25 protein-coding genes are annotated in these 19,177 nt (G+C 54.7%); 20 read left to right on the plus strand and 5 right to left on the minus strand.

The features are described from left to right. From Q4T40_02345 to Q4T40_02405, 13 genes are all read left to right on the plus strand, one after another. Window positions 1–624: a hypothetical protein gene (locus Q4T40_02345; GenBank protein ID MDT8900076.1), complete on the plus strand. Its 624-nt coding sequence runs from the start codon at window positions 1–3 to the stop codon at window positions 622–624. After that, window positions 608–988, plus strand: a complete 381-nt coding sequence (locus Q4T40_02350) for an NlpC/P60 family protein (GenBank protein ID MDT8900077.1) — start codon at window positions 608–610, stop codon at window positions 986–988. The genes Q4T40_02345 and Q4T40_02350 overlap by 17 nt, the downstream gene beginning before the upstream one ends. After that, window positions 985–4,950 carry a host specificity factor TipJ family phage tail protein gene (locus tag Q4T40_02355; GenBank protein MDT8900078.1) on the plus strand — a complete coding sequence of 1,322 codons (3,966 nt, stop codon included), beginning with the start codon at window positions 985–987 and terminating at the stop codon, window positions 4,948–4,950. The genes Q4T40_02350 and Q4T40_02355 overlap by 4 nt, the downstream gene beginning before the upstream one ends. A gap of 17 nt (window positions 4,951–4,967) precedes the next feature. Further along, window positions 4,968–5,414: a hypothetical protein gene (locus Q4T40_02360; GenBank protein MDT8900079.1), complete on the plus strand. Its 447-nt coding sequence runs from the start codon at window positions 4,968–4,970 to the stop codon at window positions 5,412–5,414. Between the two features lie 25 nt (window positions 5,415–5,439). Next, on the plus strand, window positions 5,440–6,786 hold the full coding sequence (locus Q4T40_02365; protein MDT8900080.1) for a hypothetical protein: 1,347 nt from the start codon (window positions 5,440–5,442) through the stop codon (window positions 6,784–6,786). Between the two features lie 19 nt (window positions 6,787–6,805). After that, the gene (locus Q4T40_02370; protein ID MDT8900081.1) at window positions 6,806–7,585 is read left to right on the plus strand and encodes a hypothetical protein; all 780 of its coding nucleotides are present in this window, start codon (window positions 6,806–6,808) and stop codon (window positions 7,583–7,585) included. 462 nt (window positions 7,586–8,047) lie between these two features. Beyond that, window positions 8,048–9,184, plus strand: a complete 1,137-nt coding sequence (locus Q4T40_02375) for a radical SAM protein (GenBank protein ID MDT8900082.1) — start codon at window positions 8,048–8,050, stop codon at window positions 9,182–9,184. Further along, window positions 9,181–9,582: a hypothetical protein gene (locus Q4T40_02380; GenBank protein ID MDT8900083.1), complete on the plus strand. Its 402-nt coding sequence runs from the start codon at window positions 9,181–9,183 to the stop codon at window positions 9,580–9,582. Before Q4T40_02375 ends, Q4T40_02380 begins: the two co-directional genes overlap by 4 nt. After that, window positions 9,583–9,819, plus strand: a complete 237-nt coding sequence (locus Q4T40_02385) for a hypothetical protein (GenBank protein MDT8900084.1) — start codon at window positions 9,583–9,585, stop codon at window positions 9,817–9,819. A gap of 179 nt (window positions 9,820–9,998) precedes the next feature. Beyond that, window positions 9,999–10,280, plus strand: coding sequence for a hypothetical protein (locus Q4T40_02390; GenBank protein ID MDT8900085.1), 282 nt, complete (start codon window positions 9,999–10,001; stop codon window positions 10,278–10,280). A 2-nt stretch (window positions 10,281–10,282) separates the two neighbouring features. Further along, window positions 10,283–10,543, plus strand: coding sequence for a hypothetical protein (locus tag Q4T40_02395; GenBank protein MDT8900086.1), 261 nt, complete (start codon window positions 10,283–10,285; stop codon window positions 10,541–10,543). Beyond that, a complete protein-coding gene (locus Q4T40_02400) occupies window positions 10,543–11,181 on the plus strand; it encodes a hypothetical protein (GenBank protein MDT8900087.1) in 639 nt (212 codons plus the stop codon). Before Q4T40_02395 ends, Q4T40_02400 begins: the two co-directional genes overlap by 1 nt. 70 nt (window positions 11,182–11,251) lie before the next feature. Beyond that, the gene (locus Q4T40_02405; protein ID MDT8900088.1) at window positions 11,252–11,920 is read left to right on the plus strand and encodes a hypothetical protein; all 669 of its coding nucleotides are present in this window, start codon (window positions 11,252–11,254) and stop codon (window positions 11,918–11,920) included. A 274-nt stretch (window positions 11,921–12,194) separates the two neighbouring features. On the opposite strand, the gene Q4T40_02410 is transcribed toward Q4T40_02405, so the two are convergent. The 3 genes from Q4T40_02410 to Q4T40_02420 form a co-directional block, all read right to left on the minus strand. Then, on the minus strand, window positions 12,195–12,686 hold the full coding sequence (locus tag Q4T40_02410) for a DUF5348 domain-containing protein (GenBank protein ID MDT8900089.1): 492 nt from the start codon (window positions 12,684–12,686) through the stop codon (window positions 12,195–12,197). Between the two features lie 128 nt (window positions 12,687–12,814). Further along, window positions 12,815–13,063 (minus strand): hypothetical protein, encoded by a 249-nt coding sequence (locus Q4T40_02415; protein MDT8900090.1) that lies wholly within the window; start codon window positions 13,061–13,063, stop codon window positions 12,815–12,817. After that, window positions 13,060–13,311 carry a hypothetical protein gene (locus Q4T40_02420; protein MDT8900091.1) on the minus strand — a complete coding sequence of 84 codons (252 nt, stop codon included), beginning with the start codon at window positions 13,309–13,311 and terminating at the stop codon, window positions 13,060–13,062. Before Q4T40_02420 ends, Q4T40_02415 begins: the two co-directional genes overlap by 4 nt. Before the next feature lie 141 nt (window positions 13,312–13,452). Here Q4T40_02420 and Q4T40_02425 point away from each other — a divergent pair, with 141 nt between their 5' ends. From Q4T40_02425 to Q4T40_02455, 7 genes are all read left to right on the plus strand, one after another. Next, window positions 13,453–14,355, plus strand: a complete 903-nt coding sequence (locus Q4T40_02425) for an amidoligase family protein (protein ID MDT8900092.1) — start codon at window positions 13,453–13,455, stop codon at window positions 14,353–14,355. Window positions 14,356–14,427: 72 nt separating this feature from the next. After that, complete coding sequence (locus Q4T40_02430) at window positions 14,428–14,595, plus strand: hypothetical protein (GenBank protein MDT8900093.1); 168 nt, start codon at window positions 14,428–14,430, stop codon at window positions 14,593–14,595. Window positions 14,596–14,659: 64 nt separating this feature from the next. Then, window positions 14,660–15,100, plus strand: a complete 441-nt coding sequence (locus Q4T40_02435) for a gamma-glutamylcyclotransferase family protein (GenBank protein MDT8900094.1) — start codon at window positions 14,660–14,662, stop codon at window positions 15,098–15,100. A gap of 75 nt (window positions 15,101–15,175) precedes the next feature. Then, entirely contained in the window at window positions 15,176–15,400 is a 225-nt protein-coding gene (locus Q4T40_02440) for a hypothetical protein (GenBank protein MDT8900095.1), read from the plus strand. A gap of 21 nt (window positions 15,401–15,421) precedes the next feature. Next, complete coding sequence (locus Q4T40_02445; protein ID MDT8900096.1) at window positions 15,422–15,763, plus strand: hypothetical protein; 342 nt, start codon at window positions 15,422–15,424, stop codon at window positions 15,761–15,763. 67 nt (window positions 15,764–15,830) lie between these two features. Continuing rightward, window positions 15,831–16,118 (plus strand): AbrB/MazE/SpoVT family DNA-binding domain-containing protein, encoded by a 288-nt coding sequence (locus tag Q4T40_02450; protein MDT8900097.1) that lies wholly within the window; start codon window positions 15,831–15,833, stop codon window positions 16,116–16,118. After that, the gene (locus tag Q4T40_02455) at window positions 16,090–16,512 is read left to right on the plus strand and encodes a PIN domain-containing protein (protein MDT8900098.1); all 423 of its coding nucleotides are present in this window, start codon (window positions 16,090–16,092) and stop codon (window positions 16,510–16,512) included. Before Q4T40_02450 ends, Q4T40_02455 begins: the two co-directional genes overlap by 29 nt. A gap of 529 nt (window positions 16,513–17,041) precedes the next feature. Here the strand turns inward: Q4T40_02455 and Q4T40_02460 are convergent. Next, window positions 17,042–18,610: an IS1182 family transposase gene (locus Q4T40_02460; protein ID MDT8900099.1), complete on the minus strand. Its 1,569-nt coding sequence runs from the start codon at window positions 18,608–18,610 to the stop codon at window positions 17,042–17,044. A gap of 74 nt (window positions 18,611–18,684) precedes the next feature. Beyond that, window positions 18,685–18,915 carry a helix-turn-helix transcriptional regulator gene (locus Q4T40_02465; GenBank protein ID MDT8900100.1) on the minus strand — a complete coding sequence of 77 codons (231 nt, stop codon included), beginning with the start codon at window positions 18,913–18,915 and terminating at the stop codon, window positions 18,685–18,687. Window positions 18,916–19,177: the final 262 nt, after the last annotated feature.

Below are 19,177 nucleotides of genomic sequence, written 5' to 3' on the forward strand. Positions count from 1 at the left end.
ATGCCCTTATCGTTTTCGAGCGCCGGCCTGATTGAGAAAAACAAACTGGCGAGCGACCACCCCTGGATCGTGCTGTTCGAGGTACAGTTGCCCGATGGGACAAGTGCCCACCTGGCGAAAAACAACGAGGTCGTCACCTGGCGGAACATTGCCTGGGAGCCGATCCCGGTGGTGCTGTCGGACAATACCCAGGACATGAAGTCGATGTCCACGTTCACCGTTCAAATCTCCAATGTTTCCGGTGTCATTCAGTCTTATCTGGAAGAGTACAACGGCCTGGTGGATTGCGCTATCATCATCCGGCTGGTCCACGCGGCGCATCTGGACAACACGACTCCGGAGATCGAGGAATCGTTCAACGTGCAAAGCGCGGCCTACGATGAGGAATGGGTGACGTTCACACTGGGTTCGGACTTCTGGATGTACTACCGGGCGCTCGCCGACCGCTATCTGCCGGATTTTTGCTGCTGGAAGTATGGCCAGATCAAGTGTGGCGTGTCCGCCTTGACGTTGGCCCAGTACCCCTCCTGCGGCCACACGCTGGCGGATTGCCGGAAGCGGAATAACACGCTGCGGTTTGGGGGCGCGCCGGGAATGGGGGGATTTTATGCGTCGAGTAGTTGACCTGGTTGGCAAGCCTTTCCAGGAGGGAGGGAAAGGCCCTGACGGCTATGATTGCTGGGGCTTGGCCGTCGAGGTTTTCCGCCGGCACGGCATCCTGGTGCCGGATTACCGGCTGACCTGCGAAACCGTCACCAGCGGGGTTACGAGCAAGAGCGACCAATGGGCGCGGTGCGTCGGCGAAGTGCCGGCGCCGGCGCTCATTGTGTTTACGACGGTGGGGATCGCCGACCATGTCGGCGTCTATCTGGGCGCCGGCAAATTCATCCACGCCCACAGATCGGCGGGCGTGGCAATAACCGGGGTCGACCACATCTTCTGGAAACGGCGCATTGAGGGCTATTACGCGCCGGGCTGGCTAACATGAAACTGATTTTTGTCCGGAATCCGGTTACCCCAGACCAGCGGGAAATACGACACGTGGACGCCGGGCCGACCGTCGCCGAACATATCGAGCCGATCACCCGGCTCTGGCCCGGCACAGAGTTTTCGGTCAGCATCAACGGCCACCAGCTGCTGAAGGAAGAATGGGACACCCTGGTCCCGGGCGACTACGACAGCGTCGTTGTGCATCCGGTGCTGGCCAGAGGCGTATCGAACTTCTTCCGGGCTGTGTTCAGTATCGCTGCCATATCGTTCATGGGCGGCCTGTTCGCTCCGCTGGGCGGGGCAAGTTCCTTTATGAAGACTGTATGGACGGCGGTCGGCAGCTATGTCGGCGGCCGGATCGCCAACGCTATCCTGCCGCCGCCGAAGCAAGAATACAACCCCCAGCAGCAATCCAACACCTACGGCTGGAACGGCCCGCAGCCGACCGCCGAGCCGGGCACGCCGGTGGCGAAAACCTACGGCACCGTCCGGATTGCGCCGGTGCTGCTGGCCCGGTTCGTCACCTCCGATGGAAGCAAGCAATACTTGAATCTCCTGTATTCCGGCGGTGAAGGCCCGGTCGATTCCATCGACAACATCCTCATCGACGGAAACCCGATAGGGAACTACGGCGCCAATGTCCAGGTCGATATCCGGTACGGCACCAATGACCAGGCGCCGATCGCCAATTTCAACGACACCGTCACTGATCGCCAACTGGGCTACGAACTGGACACCGCCGGCAATTGGTCGACCCATACCACCGTAGGAACGGCCGACCAGGGGCTGCAGATCACCCTGGAGTTTCCTTACGGTCTCGCCCACGTCAACGGCGACGGCAGTCTGGGCAACGCCTCGGTAACGATTGAAGCCCAGTATCAGCCTGTAGGCAACGGGTTCTGGTCCTCCTGGTATCTGCCGAACAGCGGAGTGGTGACCGGCGCGCAGAATTCGGCGCTGTGGAAGACCTTCCGGCTGGACCACCTGCCGCCCGGCCAGTATAACGTCCGCGTGCGATGCGCGAGTAAGTCCGGCACTACCGTGGCGGACTTGACCCGGGTGTACTGGGCCACGCTTTCTGAGATCATTTACGACGATTTCGCCTATCCGAACCGGGTCCTGGTCGGCATCAAAGCCCTGGCCACCAACCAGTTGAGTAGTTCTGATCCGAGCGTAACCTGGGAACAGACGCGCTCGAAGGTCTATGTCTGGAACCCGAACACCAATGAGTACGAGGAAAAGCGGGCCTCGAACCCCTACTGGGCCTGCTACGATCTGATCCATCAGGCAAAGTATTTAAAAAATATCAACACCGGCCAGTACGAGTATTGGGTGGACGGCAATCCGGCACACCGGATCGACTACAACGCCTTCGCCGCCGCTGCGGCCTATTCCGATGAGCAGTTGAACGGCGACAACCGCTTCAATCTAAACATTTACCTTTCGGAAAACCTGAGCTTCTGGGATGCGCTGGCCCGATTCGCTCTGGTCGGGCGCGGCACGGTCATTCCCAAGGGTACCCAGTACAGCTGTATCTGCGATCGGCCGGGCGAGCCGGTCCAGCTGTTCACGGTCGGCAATATCGCCGCGAAGTCCTTCAAAGGCGAGTTTCAAAGCACCAAGGACCGGGCCTCCAGCGTCGAGGTCACTTTCTACAACAAGGCCAAAGATTATGCCTCCGACCAGGCGGTTTATTACAGCCCGGGCTTCGAGTCCTCGGCCGTGGTCGCCAATCCGGTGCAGACCACCTATTACGGGATCACCGATTACCGGCACGCCTACGCCGAGGCCGCCTACCTGGCGCGCTGCAACCAATACCTTGTTCGCACCGAGAACTGGGAGGCCGACATTGACGCCATCGCCTGCACGCTGGGCGACGTCGTTTCCGTGCAGCACGACATTCCGAAGTGGGGTCTGGCCGGCGGCCGGATTGTTGCCGCGACGGAAACCACGGTCACGCTGGACAAAGAGGTCACGCTGCTCGCCAACCAGCCTTATGCGCTCAAAATCCGGCTATACACGGACGAGATTATCGCGGCGCCGGTCGTTATCTACGGCGGGGACCGGACCACAGACACACTTTCGGTGGTCACACCGTTCGAGACAGTCCCGCAGCAGTATGATATCTACGCTTTCGGTCCGGTCGGCAAAGAAACAAAACCGTTTAAAATTACTTCGATCGCCAAAAGCGGCGACCAGAAAGTCAAAATCACCGGCGTGGAGTACGTCGAGGCAGTATATGACGAAGCCCAGGCGCCGGTTGTTAACTACAGCCTGCTCGACAATGCCGTGGTCGAAGTCTCCGGGCTGAACGTCGGCCAGGAAACCTACCGGCAAAAGGATGGCACGATCATCTCCGCGCTAAACATCTCCTGGGCCGTGCCTAAGAGCCTGGTGGCCGGCTACAACGTCTGGTACAGTAGCGATGACGGCCAGACCTGGCTGCTGTGGGTGGCAGGCACCCAGACGGCCAATGCGACGGTAACCGGCGTCAAGGCCCTGGCGACCTACCTTGTAAAGGTTTGCACCGTCAGCGGCGCGGGAGTTGCGTCCACCGGCGTAATTTCTGCGCCTGTTCTTGTCACCGGCAAGATTTTACCGCCCGACCAGGTCCAGGGGCTGTCATGCCAGGAAGTAACCGGCGGGTTCTTGCTCAAATGGCAGGCGAATAACGAGCCGGATATTGTGGGCTATAACGTCTACCAGGGCGCCAACAACGCCTCCCTGGTTTCCAGCGTGCTGATCGCCCAGACGATTATGACCACCAGCCTGTTAGTCCCTGAACAACAGGCCGGGGCGTATGCCTTCCATGTCGTCGCGGTGGACACCAGCGGCAACTTGTCGCCGGTGCCGGCCACCATCCTGGCCACGTTCACCGTACCGGCCGATGTTACCGGGTTCGACGTGGTCCGAGATGGCGACAACCTGTCATTTATGTGGCAGCCAGTCCCGGGCGCGGTGGTCTACGAGATTCGCCGCGGGAGCTGGACCGGCGGCCAGCGCATCGGCCGGACAACCAGCCCGCATTACAGCTGCCTGTTCGCGGCGCCGGGCGGCCATGATTTTTATATCAAGGCTATCGACGCCTACGGCAACTACAGCGTAAATGCCCAGAAAGCCAGCGTGGTTATCGTCGATGCCGGCGGCCGAAACGCGGTAATCTCCGTCGACCAAGTCGCTAATTGTTGGCCCGGGACGTCGCTGAACGCCTACGTGAATAGCGGCGGCCTGCAACTGGCCGACGGAGCGACGCGTGGGCTGCATATCGTGAATGTCGATCTCGGAAAGTCGTTTACCGCCCGGAATACGATCCTGGCGAACATGATAGGCGTGAGTGATTCCGGAATTACCTGGGGTGATGCGGACTTCACCTGGGCGGACATCGAGGCCCAGGCCCCTTGGCAGCCGGACGGCGACATTACCGGGATTACGCTGAATAACCAGATTTCAGTCTTTACCGGCATTCCGGCTGATGTGATCGAATCCATGCCGCTGGCCGGCACGGTTGACGGAGAGAAGGGCACCCCGGCCGGGGAGGCGGTCGGAGTGACGTACAGAAACGGTCGCTTTATGGAGGGGGCGTTCGTCCATGATCTGACGCGGCTATCGTGGGACGTGAGCGTCCCGGCTATATTTAACACCGTTTTTAATGTGACCGTAACCCAGCCGGTCGTCGACAATCTTGTTTTCTTAACGCTGACAGGCGACGTCGGCTATCTCATGGCGGGGTATGACGCCAATGCGGGCGCGTTTTATCTACAGGACCACCTCGGCAACAAGAACCTGGTGACGGTCGAATTCAAAAATACAGATTGGTTGTCGCTGGGTATCGCACAGAACGCGACTACGCGGAAGTTATTCGTTTTCTCTTTCAGCACCGGAGCGGCTCAAAGCTCCGAGAAGGCTTTCGGGCCTATCGGAAGTTTCACAGCCGCTTTTCTTTATCCAAAATTATTTTAATTCAAGGAGGCAAAACCATGGAACTTCGAGATCTGCATCTGAAAGGCACCCTCACGCTCACTCTCCGGAAGGACGACGGCTCTGTTGAGGTCCGAAAAAAAGACAACATAATCGTTAATTCAGGCTTTGATTTCATCTGCGCCCAGGTTGCCGGCACGCCCGGCCCAGTCATGCAGGCAATCGCCCTCGGCACCGGCTCCACTACGCCGGTGGCCACCCAGACGGCGCTGACGGCCGAGCTGGCCCGCCAGGCTGCCACCTACGCCCATTCGGCCGGAACGCAAACCTTTACCCTCAGTTCCACTTTTAATCCCGGCGTAGCCACCGGCGCCATCACCGAGGCCGGCGTCTTCAACAACATCGCCGCCAGCAGCGGCGTCATGCTCGACCGCGTCACCTTTTCGGTCATTAACAAAGGCGTGAACGACACCCTGACGGCACAATTCCAGTTCACTTTGAGCTAATAGGCCCAGAAGGGGGGAGTAATCCATGGAGTTTCCGACTACCGTCACCATAACCCCCACCAATGGGAGCTACTATACTTGGGGCAGCGCGGATTTTCCGTGGGCTGCCCCAGATGCTACCCGGACATGGGACACAGCCTATCCGATTTCCTACGCGCTGAACGTGGAGGAGGGCTGGTCCGCCAGCGAGGATGTCGGCCAGCAGTACACCTTGACGCCACATGAAGGGTGGCGCACGGCGGAGCTGTGGTCCCAGGTCTTCGCGCAGATCATTAGCGAGTCCTGGATGACAAACGAATGCTGGACGGACATCTGGCAGCCAATGCTCCGGGTGTACGATAGCTGGATTATGTCCGATGGCCTGGCAAACTCGGCCACGATCCCCCAGGCCGCGGGCTGGCGCACAGAAGAATCTTCTTCGCGGGCACCGGTGGTTAACCCGCAGGAGGGTTGGCAAACCGCCGAGGATTGGCGGCAGCAGTACCAGCTCTCTCCGCAGGAGGGGTGGGTCATGGTCGAGCTGGCCGCTCGTGAGTTTAGCCGAACCCTCGAAGAATCGCTGAATGTCACCGATAGGCAGCCGGTATGGAACGCGATCCTGGCCGTGTGCGAGGCGTGGAACAACGGCGAAACCATGAACCACGTTTGGCTGGATTTTCTAAACTTTGTGGAGAGTTGGACGACCAGTGAAACGCCGCAGAACGAGGTAACAAAGCCGCTTTTCGATTCTTTGCGTACAGCTGACCGGATAACCAAGGCGACGCAGAAGGTAATCCTGGAGGCGTGCCATATCGCTGAAACGCTGAAAACCGAGAACACTTTTCAGCGGGCGTTCGCGGAGGCCCTGCGATTGGTTGAATCGCTTTCCCATGTACAGATTAAGGCTGTCCGGGAGGTTCTGAACTTGGACGATGCCTATCTCCGAAATGCCAACGCGGTAATAAGCGACCTTGCTTTTGCCTCCGGCGATCTTACGCTGGATAAGTTCGTGAGCGCGATCTCCGCCCCGGTCGGATATGGAGCTTTTACCGATTTCATACCCGGCGAACTGGAATACCAGAAGGCGTTGGTTGCCCTTGTTCTGGCAGGCCCGTTGACCACCGGCCGGCCGCAAGTTACCGAGTGGAAGCTCACGGTTGATGTACCGGACCGGACGGACAGCGGAACACGGAGCATCCCGGCCAGCACCACCTTCATTCTGTTTAAGGTTCGCTTTTTTGCTCCGCCGGAGGTTATCGTCCAGCTCCGGGGCGGAAGTACCGGCACGCCCGATATAACCGGCATCACAGATGCCGGTTTTTATCTGCAAATCTTGGGGGCGAACGGGCAGCCGGTCGCCGGCGACGTTGTCTGGTCCGCCGTTGGATATTGATTGACGGGAGGTAGATGACTTGCAAAATTTCGTTGATATACCGAGTACCCGAACCCTAACGAACAGCCGCGAGGAGCTGTTAAACAATGACAAGACGATCCTATCGTGCAGCTCGGGCACTTCTTTTCCGACCACAAATTTAGAGCAGGGGATGCTCTGCCTCAGAACGGACTTAAACCAACTGTTTCAGCTGATGGACATGACCCCTACCTGGAAGATGATTTTTGATCTTTCAAAAACGGCGGTCAGCAAGGAGTACGTCGACCAGCAGGACGCTACAAAAGTAAATGCCTCCAGCGTGGTTACTGTGGCGACGGCCAATAAAATTTTGCAGCTCGATACAAACGGAAATCTGCCGGCCAACATCACCGGCAACGCGGCCACTGCATCAGCCGTCGCATGGTCCAACGTGACGGGTAAACCCGCAAATTTAACCCCGCCTGTCGCGACATCTTCGATCCTTGGCGGCGTTATGATCGGCTCCGGCGTTTCGGTAGATGCAAATGGCGTAATATCCGTTGTTTCAAAAGACGTGGGCGTGCTGGCCGGAGTTATCTCCCATGGTGGGACTATTCCGCTTCCGACGGGCTTTACTCAGGCTCAATGCTGCTGGATAGTCTCGATGAACACCGACCATACCGACAGCTGGGACGTATATGAGGGCGGCCCCGCCTACATCCACTATCGCAGCGTGTGCGCCGCCGATGCCAACCGGGTGGTAACCGCCCAGACCTATATTTACGAACTGGGCGGCTGGCGGAACGGAACGGCCAACTATTTGATCATCGGGGTGAAATAATGAGATACTTCTTCGGCACTGACGGACGCTGCAAACACATTATCACGGAAAACCCGAGGAACTATGATATTTCCGAAGCCTCCGTAGGGTTGAACTACAAAAACGATGGCAACGTAGGGCGAGACCCCAATAACGCATTTCGGGATTCTCTGGGGATATTGAGGGGGCGAAACTCGGTATCGATTACGGCGCAATCCACTCCCGGCCCGAATACGATTCGATTTAGCGTATCTGCTACCTGGTATCCGGTTTACCTTTATCTGACCGGCTACAATTCCAGCTACAACCAGGTCACGAAGGCGCTGATATTCAGCGCGGCAGGAACCTATTCCGACGGCGGTTGGTATCAAAACGTCAACATAAGTGTCTACCCTAACTCAACCTGGGGTGACGGCAATACTGCGTCATGCTTCTCCTGCGAATGTAACTGCGCTTGCGATTGCTGATTTTATGGAGGTTTAAATGGATAGATTTAAGTGGCAATTTGGCAAGAATGGTGTCGTAATTGAAAACCGGTCTTTTATGAAATATGAAATTCTCCTTACCGATAACTGCAATTTAAGCTGTTCCTACTGTTATCAGCGATACAAGAACAATGGCAAGGTAATGAGCAGGGAAACTCTGCTAAAGACCCTGGACCGGCTGTTCCTCGATGCTATCCCAAACCAGAACAGGCAGGACGTCAAGCTGATCTTCTGCGGGGGCGAGGCATTGACACAGCCCGGCCTTATAGACCTGGCTATGACGTACATCGGGGAAAAGTATCTGCCCGCCCTGGATAGAAAAATCCGCATATCGGTGTTGACCAATGGCACGCTTCTAGGTTCACCCGAAGTCCAGAAGGTGCTCTTGAAGCACCCGAAACTGGACGTGTCGGTGTCTTTTGATGGTATTGAGGAAGCCCAGAATGCCTCGCGCGGGGAATTTGATCTTGTCTCTAAAAACATCAAGGAGATCACGCGTGTGCGCGGCAAAAAGCCCATGGTGCTCATGACTGTCGCGCCGGATGCGGCGAAGCACCTTGTGGAAAGTGTTAAGTATATCGTCAATGAGCTGGGGATTGAAGAAATCTGGATGAACGCGGTAGTCGACGATCTGCGGTGGATTGAGGACGATGAATACGCCAATAACCTCTATCAAGGGTTATGCGGCATTGCCGACTTTATGACCCTGCCGGGGAATGAGGAAGTTTGGTGCAACGCCTTTGACCCGACCCACTTCGTCCCGGTATCAGCGAATGCTCCGATTTGTGGCGCTCTTGGTGGGCAAATGATTTTTACCCCCGAAGGAGAGCTGTTCCCCTGCTACACCTGCCGCAACCCCCAGGTGATCGGGAAGGTTAATTACCGCATAGGCGACATTCGCAACTGGATAGACGTCGAAAAGTACGCCGAAGTCAGGACTTGCACCCTGGGGACGACAAAAGGACTGGAGGATTGTGTAAACTGTGACATTGGTTCAGGTTGCAGACGTTGCTTCTCCTGGTTTGCCGGCCTATACGGAAATATGCGCGAGGGCAATACGGCTTTTTGCAAAGTACATCATGCCAAGTATTGGGCCTTTCAATATCTCTACAAGAAACGGAGTGAAAGAGTATGATCGAGCAACGGTGCTGGTATATCGTCGGCGCAGGCGGCAAAGTCGTAAGCGTTGCCAATTCCCCGGTAAATTCCGCAGATATGAATGAACGTGGGTTTACGGTGGTAGAGAGCCGGTTTTATGAGCCTGACCTTAACATCATACAAAAAATTGAGAACGGTATTCCGGCGCTCAAACCGGTAGTGACAATCAAGGCCACAAAGGTATCCGAGAATGTCGCCAATCTGTCAGCGAACAGTGATACCTATACCGGCCATATGGATATCGAGGTGTACGGAATGGCAATTACCTTGCGGATGGGCGAGATTGTTGAGATGGAGTATGTCGAAGGTTACCCCCTTGGACTGACCTTTTTGGCCGAAGATATCCACATCCGCTATGAAATGGAGGGGTTTTGATTGCCGAAGGCAGTTATGAAAAACGGCAGAATTATTATCGCCAAAACTGACGCTGATATAGAACGGGAGTATAATGACCGTTTGGACATGGCGGCGCGAAAGTACCTTGAAACTCTGGTAATCCATGAGGACAGTGACCCGGACAAGGTCAGGGCCGCAAAGGACGAGTATAAAAAACTTGCTCAAGAAAAAAATGCGGAAATAGCAAGGAATTGGAAAATACTGACTGGCGAGTAAAGTGCCGACCTTTGTTCTACCTAGTCGTTAAAGTGATTCGGGCGGCCGGCGGAATTATTCTGCCGGATTTACCGGATAGTTATTTCACGCCGCAAGGACTCTATGCTGCCGCCAAACTGGCGGGGAAAAGGGCGGTTTGGTAAACAGGGGGTTCATATTTGAGGGAGGGGGGCGGAGTTATGTCGCACGATTTCCAGAATGAGTTTCAACGAGAAGTGGTGGACAGGTTGGCCCGGCTCGAAACCATGTTGAGTGTCGTGACCCGGGATTGCCCGCTTTGTCAGTCGCGGATAGGTGCCCTAGAAATACAGGCGGCCAAGGCGGCGGCAAGCACGGCGAGTGCTCACCACCGCATTGATGGACTGATTTCTACGGCCCTGTGGGCGGCTGGTGCTGTTGGTGGCATAACCGCTGTTCTCATCCAGGTTGGGCTGTATATATTTAAAGCTATGAGGGGGTAACAATGGTAAAACGCTGGTTTTCGTTCCTACATGATAACTGGGTGGGCGTCATCTTAACGATGACGCTCATCCTATTTTTCGTCTACCTTTACGCCTTCTTCCGGAACGGCCATTATGGCGAGCATTACGACCTGGCGTCCTGCTGGGCTGGCGTGGGTGCGATCGCGGCGGCTGCCGCCACCGGGTGGGGGAAATGGATCGTCGACAGCAAGTTAAACAGCGTTGATGGGCAAATGCCGGCCAAACAAGGAGGGAAGGATTGATGCTCGATAAAACGCTTCTTGGCTATCTTAGCATCTTGGGGGAAGTCGGCCCGGGTGCTGATCCGGGCACGATCAGCCAGGACCCGCGTGATTCTGGTGGGTGGTCCTACGGCCTCTACCAGCTGGCCAGCCGGCCAGGGTCGGTCCAGGCGTTCGTGGATTGGCTGCAACAGCAGCCGGTACCCTGGCAGAACTACGGCGTGGTCCTGGCCGCTGCCGGCGATCCGTGCGGCTCCGACGACTTTGTTAATACATGGAAAAATCTCGCCGCGGTCGATCCGGGAGGATTCGCCCAACTGCAAGATGACTATGTCGCCGGCCGGTACTTCGCGCCGGCGTCTGACAATCTGCTGGGTCGTTACGGTTTCGATATCGTCCCGCGCTCGCTGCCGCTGAAGCAGGTCCTGTTCGCCAATTCGGTCCAGCACGGTCCGCGCTACGGAGCGGCGGCGTTCAAGGAAGGCGCGGATAACGTCGGGCGCCAGCTCGGCGACATGGCGGACGCGGATATCATCACGGCGCTTTATAACAACAAAATAAACGATCCGGCCTGGTCGAGCGGGGCGCCCGCCCTCCGGCCGGGCCTGTTCGCCCGCTGGGCGAGAGAACGGGACACTGCCCTGGCGCTGTTAGGCTAATAAATAAATGGGAGGTATTCTTTTGTGGTAAACAACAATTCTCCCTGCTCGCCTGTTTGGAGTGATCTAAATGATGGCCATTAAATGGGTTATGGCCAACAAGAAGACCGTCTTCGGGGTCCTGAGTGCGCTGCTGATCCTCCTGGTCCTGTACTCCACCTGGGCACGGTTTCATCCGGCTCAGGTGGTCACATTCGAGAGTCAGCAGCAGGCATCCACCCCAACCGGAGTCCAACAGGCCGCCGCCTCCGCCCAAGTGCCCTTTTCTGCCTCTCAAGCGGAGAGGGTAGTACTATCTATTCAGGCGTCGGCTAAAGAACCACCTGTGACCTCTGTGACGACGACCGGTGCCAAAGTGAAGGAAACCGTCGCGGCCGAACTAAAAAAGTCCGGCGGCCAGGTGGCGATTGTTACCGATCCGGCGCATCCGGCCGCCACACCTGTTGTCACTTCCACACCGGGTACAACCGCGCCGGCATCTGCCAGCATCGTGGTTATCCCGCCCACGACCACCGTCACGCTCAACCAATACAACATTAAAGCCTACCCGGATCGGCTGATTCAAGTAGGGGGGAGTTACCAAGAGGTCTTTGTAGCATATAGTTGGCGAGTTTCGGTTCCTAAGATTCCGCTGCTGGCCCCACACGGCGCCGTAGGCTACTTGGGTACTTATGCTCATACTAATTTCGACGAACCGGCCAATTCTCGCGTCGGTATTCTGCTAACGATACCGCAATAGCCCGGTCCTCCTTGGGTTGCCGCTCATCCTCCGGGATGAGCGGCTTTTTTTATTTTCCCTACAAACGACAAAAGGCCCGACTTATTTCTAAGTCAGACCTTGGGCGGCCTTGCTCGGTACGGTGCCCGGCTATGCTCGCTCTGTGGCCTTTCGGCTCAGGCGGCTTGCTCGATGCGCTGTCCGGCTATTCGCTCGCTCCCGATGCCGATAGTATATCCTTTTTTTCGGGGTGAATCAATGTTATTTGTTTCTAGTACGCCGGGGCGGCGCCTCATCAATCTCTTTTAATCCTAGCCCTGACGCCGGCCATGGGCATGTCCCGCCGGGAGGTGAAGTAGTATTTTCCATCTTTGGCTTCGATCCCGGTATATATCCATGTCATGTTCTCGCCCGCTTCGTCCCAATCCCGGTAAGGAACATAAATCTCGCAGGCCGACCCACAGGTAAAATAGATCGACGTGCCCTCGATGCCAAAGCGCCCATCTGGTCGCTCCACCAGCACGCCCTCGGTGCCCGCCGGGCTGAACATATAGCGAAGCCGCCAGGGCGCATAGTCCAACTCCCGGGCCTTCACGGAAAGTAGGTGGTCGGCATAATACCGCTGTTCTTCGGTCATGTCCTCGGCCGCCTGAGTGCTTTCGATCCATTCGATGTCCTCGACCAGCTGCCGCAGCACCGGCAGGTCCTTCTTCACTCGCTCGATGATCTCCGGCCTCCACGGCGGCGCCTGATACTCCCCGACCAACTGGCCCATTGCTTCTCTCACTTTCCGAATCCCCCCTTTAGCTAGTGGTATTTACCAACTAAAGGGTTCTTAAACCAGATATGTATTCTAATCTCCATATCGGTCATAATTGCGGCCTATTTACGCACTTAATAACAGTTAAGCATCTGTTAATTTTCCAGAAATTTTGCTATACCTATAGAAATCATCCCATCCAGTAACCGTTGGCATTTTTCTTCGGTGGTCCCGGTACCCACGTCGATCCCCTTGCCGGTGAACTTGAACACGTTCTGCGCGGCGTGGGCGATGTAGTCGTCTATAGTTGGCAACTGATCCCGATGGAAGTTCTCGTCCCACAGAACGCTAACGATTTCCACCGGCGTCCCGGTATACTCTTTTAGATCAATCATTATTTTCATGTCGATTCCTTCTTTCGCCACTCTATCTCGTAATCCAGGACGGTAGCCATCCGGAGGACTTTCCAGAAGGGAATGGTGCCTTTTTTCAGCTGCCGGGTCACGGCCTGCGGCGTGTCGGCAGTACCGTATTTTTCGTTCAATTGGCGGACTGTGTCGGTCACATTGGAGCCGGCAGCGGCCAGGTATTTTTTTAGTAAAAACTCGATCTCCCGGGCCTCGTCGGACGGGATTCCCTCTGTTCTTGGCATATATATCATCTCCTTTGACTTTATTTTAACAGAGGTAATCTTCTTTGTAAATAAGTAAGCAAAGATGTTGATAATAAGTTGACTTTCTAGCACACTTAGTTTATGCTTAAACCAAGATGATAAGCGAAGGGGCTGCTGAAAATGAAAAACCAACACTTCGGGATTGAAATAGAAATGACCGGCCTGACCCGCGAAGCCGCCGCCAACGTGATAGCGAAATACTTCGGAACCCACGCCCGCTACGTTGGTGGTTGCTACAAAGAGTACCATGTTGCCGATGCGGCCGGCCGGACCTGGAAAGTTGTTTACGACAGCAGCATCCGGGCTGAAAAGAAAGTCTCCGGCGGCACAGCAACAGCCGGCGACGACCACAAAGTCGAAATGGTATCACCGAAATGCAACTACGCCGACATCAACGATATCCAAGAGCTGGTCCGGCTGATCCGGAAGGCGGGCGGAATCGTAAACAGCAGTTGCGGAATCCACGTCCACGTTGACGCCGCCAACCACAACGCCAAATCCCTCCGGAACCTGGTCAACATCATGGCCAGCAAGGACGAGCTGATCTACAAGGCGCTGGAAGTCGATTCAGCCCGCGAGTCCCGATTCTGCAAGAAGGTTGATGGTCGCCTGGTAGCCGCTCTCAAAGCCAAAAAGCCCGCCACCATGGACGCGGTAAAAAACATCTGGTACGCTCCCTACGGAGGAGACGGCAGCTACCAGCACTACCATAGCAGCCGCTACCACGGCCTCAACCTCCACAGCGTTTTCCAAAAAGGCACCGTCGAGTTCAGGCTGTTCAACTCCACGCTCCACGCCGGCAAAATCAAAGCGTACATACAGTTCTGCCTGGCTGTGAGCCACCAAGCTATCGCTCAAAAAAGCGCCTCGGCCACCCCCACCGTAACCTACAACCCCGCATACACCTTCCGCTGCTGGCTGCTCCGACTCGGAATGATCGGCGACGAATTCAAAACCGCCCGGCTCCACCTGATGGCGAAAATGGAAGGTAATAGCGCCTGGCGGAATGCGAACCACCGTTAAAGGCAGGGCGGACAATAGGCCACTTTCCTGATAAAAAAATCCAGTCTTTGACTGAACAACAAGGAGGAAAAAATGGATGAATGGCATGAATTGGCTGAAGAAGTGAAAAGCGGTAGGCAACCAAAAGTAGCAGAATTAATTGAGGGGATAGCGGAGAAAAAAATCGGTTCCTTGTCGATCGATGAAATTGCCGAGATTATCAATGGAAATGCCGGGCAGATAATGTTTTGTTGGGAGTAACCGCAATTATCTTTATGAATTCTACATTTAAAGCGGGAGAACTAAAAATTCTGGAGGGGTTACAATGAAAAAACTTTACCTAGCCTATGGAAGCAACATGAATCTAGAACAAATGGCATATCGCTGCCCGACCGCTCGGCTCCAGGGGTCGGCCACCTTAGAAGGCTTTAAGCTCACTTTCCGTGGGCCGCATGGCGGCGCCGTTGCCAACATCGAGGCCGATCCGGCTGGCAACGTGCCTGTCCTGCTGTGGGAGATACAGGCCGCCGACGAGGCAGCCCTGGACCGCTACGAAGGGTTTCCAATTCTCTACCGGAAACAGACGGTGTCGGTAGAGTTCAACGGCCAGTGTCGGAAAGTGATGGCGTATGTTATGACGCCTGGACGTAGGATTGGCGTGCCATCTACCTACTATTTTAACATCATCCGGGATGGCTACCGAAGTGCCGGTTTTAAGTCTGACACGCTGACCTTTGCTGCTTACGGTTCTACGGTAGTCGAGTAATAAAAGCCGAGCCGGGCGGCTAATCCCGGTGCGGCTGCAGGCGCAAAAAGGCGCCGGGCAATGGAGGAACTAAAAATGCCAAAAAATGTATGTCTGAGCGAGCAAGATTTCGAGAGTTTCCTGTATTCTGCGATCGAGCTGTTCGGCTGGAACGGCGACCCGGAAATCGGAGTCTTGACCCGTAACGGCAATGCGCTCCGCACCTTCGCGGACGCCGGCGTGATGACCGGCAACAAGGGCCTAGTGGTCCGGATGGACGACGGAAGCGAGTTTCAAATCACAATCGTGAAAAGCCGATAGCACAATTTGGAGGTTGGATAAATGTATTCTGTTGAAGTATCGCATCGGGTTACTATGCCGATTGGCCACCCGAACGCCTACACAAATTATGAACAGACGCGTGCTTTTCGATGGTTCGAGTCCTACACCGGCGAGTTTAGCGCCCACCGGGCGGTCGTTGAAGAGGCGGTCGGGGAAGCGATCACGGCAGGAGAAAGCGTTGAGTCGCTGGCCGCAATCATTGAGGGGCTGGCGACCTTCCCACGGGACGATGTTGAAGCGGTTAAAATTAAGGTATGGTTACAGATTCCGGTGGAGGGCACGAAGCGGTCGGTTCAAGTCGAATTGTCGTATATGGCGGAACGCTCCGATACGACCTTGTAATGTAAAAGGTACTATTTATTTGACTTCATCCTCTCATTACTTTATAATAATAAGTAAGGAAAAACGAATGGAGGTAATGGTTGTGCCAACACCTGAATATGAGAATTGGGCCACGGTCACGGAAAAGGGACAGGTCACTATTCCTAAGCCCATCCGCGATGAATTAGGCGTTCCGAGCGGCGGAAAAATCCGCTTTAGGAGAAGATATGACGGCGTTATCGTCATAGAAAAGCCAACGACAGCGTCGCAAGTTATAGGCAGCCTAAAAAGGTATGCTTCCCCTGACAACCCGGTCGACGCCTATAAAATGAGGGAGCAAATGGAACATGACAGAGCCAAAGAGCTTGGTTATTGATGCTAATATTATTCTGCGGGCCATGCTTGAGGACGTGCCTGAGCAGGCGGCCAAGGTCCGTAATTTACTGGGCAAAGCCGAGGTGGGGGAACTGTTGCTGCTAATACCCGAACCCGTCTTGTCTGATGTGGTGTACGTCCTGGACGGAATGAAAATACCAAAGGAAGAAATTGCCCAGGCGGTAAGAGGATGGTTAAACCTCCCTGGCATTGCCCCTCTTGGTATTGATATAGGTGTGGTGCACACTTCTCTGGACCTGTTCGTGGAAAAAAACATAAAGTGGTCAGACGCTTTGATCGCCGCCCGCATGATTGAGTGGGGCCACACCGAAATATGCACATTTGACCGCCATTTCGATCGGATACCAAAAATAAACCGTGTGGAACCGAACTAGGCGGACTGATGTGGCTCTGACAACAGATCGGCATCCTGCTCTCCAAAGCCGGACGGCAGCGCAAGTTCGACCGGATGATGACTCCCTGCCTGGTGCCGATCCTGGCGCTGTTCGGGCTACTGCACTTTTGAGATAAACAAGGATTTGTTCTTCTAAAAATAGGCAATATATGCTAGTCTAATCCTAGCACAATCTCATTAGAGGTCTGTTCTTAAATGGGGAAGTCGTAATACCTATGGCTTGGGTTAGCGACTTCCTTTATTATTTTCCTTAAGGATAAAGCAATGGGAAAAACCCCGGCGAGGCCGAGGTTTCATTTTTTTAATGCCCTATTAACTCTTTTTTTCAGATGTGGACCGCTTATATCAATCGGAGTGAACAATGCTGCAATATCAATATCTAGGAGAGTGTTTCGAAACCCCTGTATACTGTGGCCATTGAGTACCCATCATGGTTAAAAAGGCGGCCCGTCACCTCAATTTAGGGATATGCCGGAAAGAATAACGTTTGATTCTATCCCCTATGGCCCTTACTGACCCACCAGGACCGCTGGGAGCCCGACCGATGGGCAGACTTGGTCCCGGGTAAGTGTATAGAGCCGTTTGATATTCACCACTGCTGCGGTAAACGCGACCTGAAGGAGCGTTTTGGTTCTGCCTATATATCTGGCTTGACGCATTCCTTTGCGAATCAGGTGCGCCACTTTTCGCTCCACCTTGGCCCGCTTCACGTACAGCGTTCGGAATTCTTCTGTGGCCATCTCGGCCAGAATCTCCCGCCGCCGCTCTTCCTGCGAATGCAGCTCAATCGTCTTTCCCTTGCCGTGACGGGTGCACTGGTCCCGGAACTTACAACGGTTGCAGGTCGCTTTGGGGAAAACAAACACATCAATGCCGCCCTTGCGATGCCGGACCGTGGCCGTGATTTCTCCCGCCGGACACCAGCAGATTCCTTGCCCAAAATCGATGGTAAAGTCCTGTTTGCCAAACCGTTTCTTCGGGGCGTGAGCCCCTGGCAGCGGCGCCACCGGCGTTACTTGATGTTTAGCCATCTGATCGCGGGCTTCGAGTGTGCCGTACGCGGTATCCCCGAGCAGCTTGCCAGGCTTGACGAGGGTTCCCGCCAACAAGGGATCGACCGACTCGCCATCCGGCCGGTTTCCGGCAGTGATATCGATGCCGGTAATAAGTTCACTGGCTTCGTCCATGAGAATCTGGCTCTTATGGCCGTTGAACCTGCCGCTTGAGGTTTTGTGTCCGTGCCTCATGTCCGGGTCCGTTACCGAAAGAATGCGGTCAGGAGCCACGCCCTGTTTGAGATGGATACCGGTGTCATCGGTGACAATATCCTGCTCGGTGACATTACCCAGGAGTTCCATGGCCGTCTTTTCGTCCGCCGTCAATTCGGCCCCCTTGAGCGCATCCAAGATGGCGCGACCGTCGCCGACCAACTGGCGGAGGAGCTGGGTTCTGGCTTCAGCATCATCCCACCGGATCTTCTCCTTGCCGTTTTGGCTGTAATCCAAGGACAAAGAAAGGGCGTTCAACCGGTCCCGTGCCGTACCGCCGGCATGACTGCTTACGGCGAACATCTTCTGGATGGCCTTTTTAATTAAGGTGTAGGTGTCCTGGAGAGCGCCCGCTCCCAGCACCTGGGTGGAGTCAAGAATCTGCAGTCCCCGGTCCTTCAAGATCCCCGTTTCTTTGGCGAGGCGGACAAATCGTTCAAAAACCAGCTTCTGTTGCTTATTGAGCAGCAGCCGGGTACGAAACCGGCACAGGGCCGTATGGTCGAAGCCCGTTTCGTTCAGGCCCAGACCCAGCGCTTTTTTCCAGCGCAGGTCATAGCGGGCGCGCTGTTCCGCTTCCCGATCCGAAACGTTGTCATGATACATCAACAACAGCACTTTCGACAGCAGAGCCGGAGAAACCGAAGGCCGGCCAACGGCACTGTACAGGTCGGCAAAGTCTTCTTCCCGGATGAGGCGCTCGCCCCACCGGGCAAACAGTCCGTAAATGCTATCGGGATCGACCAGCGGACCATCCAGCCACGCTTCTAAATCCAATAAGCTGGTCTGTTTATCTTGGCTTCCTAACACGGCGTTCACCTCTACAGGTAAATTCGCCGTCAGGCCTTGATTTCCCTGGTTTCAAGGGAATCTCCGGTTTGATTTCAATGGGTTTTGCAACACACTCCTAGACCTTCGGCAATTAACAGGAGTACATCAAGCGAAAAACTTATATTTGTATTTGGTGCCTCAATTTTCGCTAAATGGCCTGTACTAATATCAATCTTTGCCGCGAGTTCTTCCTGTGATAATCCCCGAAGATTGCGATAAAACGATATTTTTCTTCCGATTTCTTTATATGTTGGGAAAAATTTATCCTTATCTTTTTTTCGCACTAGGTACACTCTCCTATGATTTGGTACTATGTTAATTATAGGAGAGCTACCAGAGCATATGCACTTCTGGTAAGTGTAATATATCCTTATATTATTTATAAAGTAACATTATAATATATATAATTTTATGGGATAATATGGTTATAGTTTGAAGGGTTTTAGGAGCTTTTGGCGAAGACTATATCGGACTGATATGGAAATAACTTGAAGGCAACTTACATTTTATGGCATACTATTATAGCATGGGTAGCGCAAGATAGAG

The organism is Selenomonadales bacterium 4137-cl (assembly GCA_032334055.1).
Taxonomy (GTDB): Bacteria; Bacillota; Negativicutes; order Sporomusales; family UBA7701; genus Anaeroselena; species Anaeroselena agilis.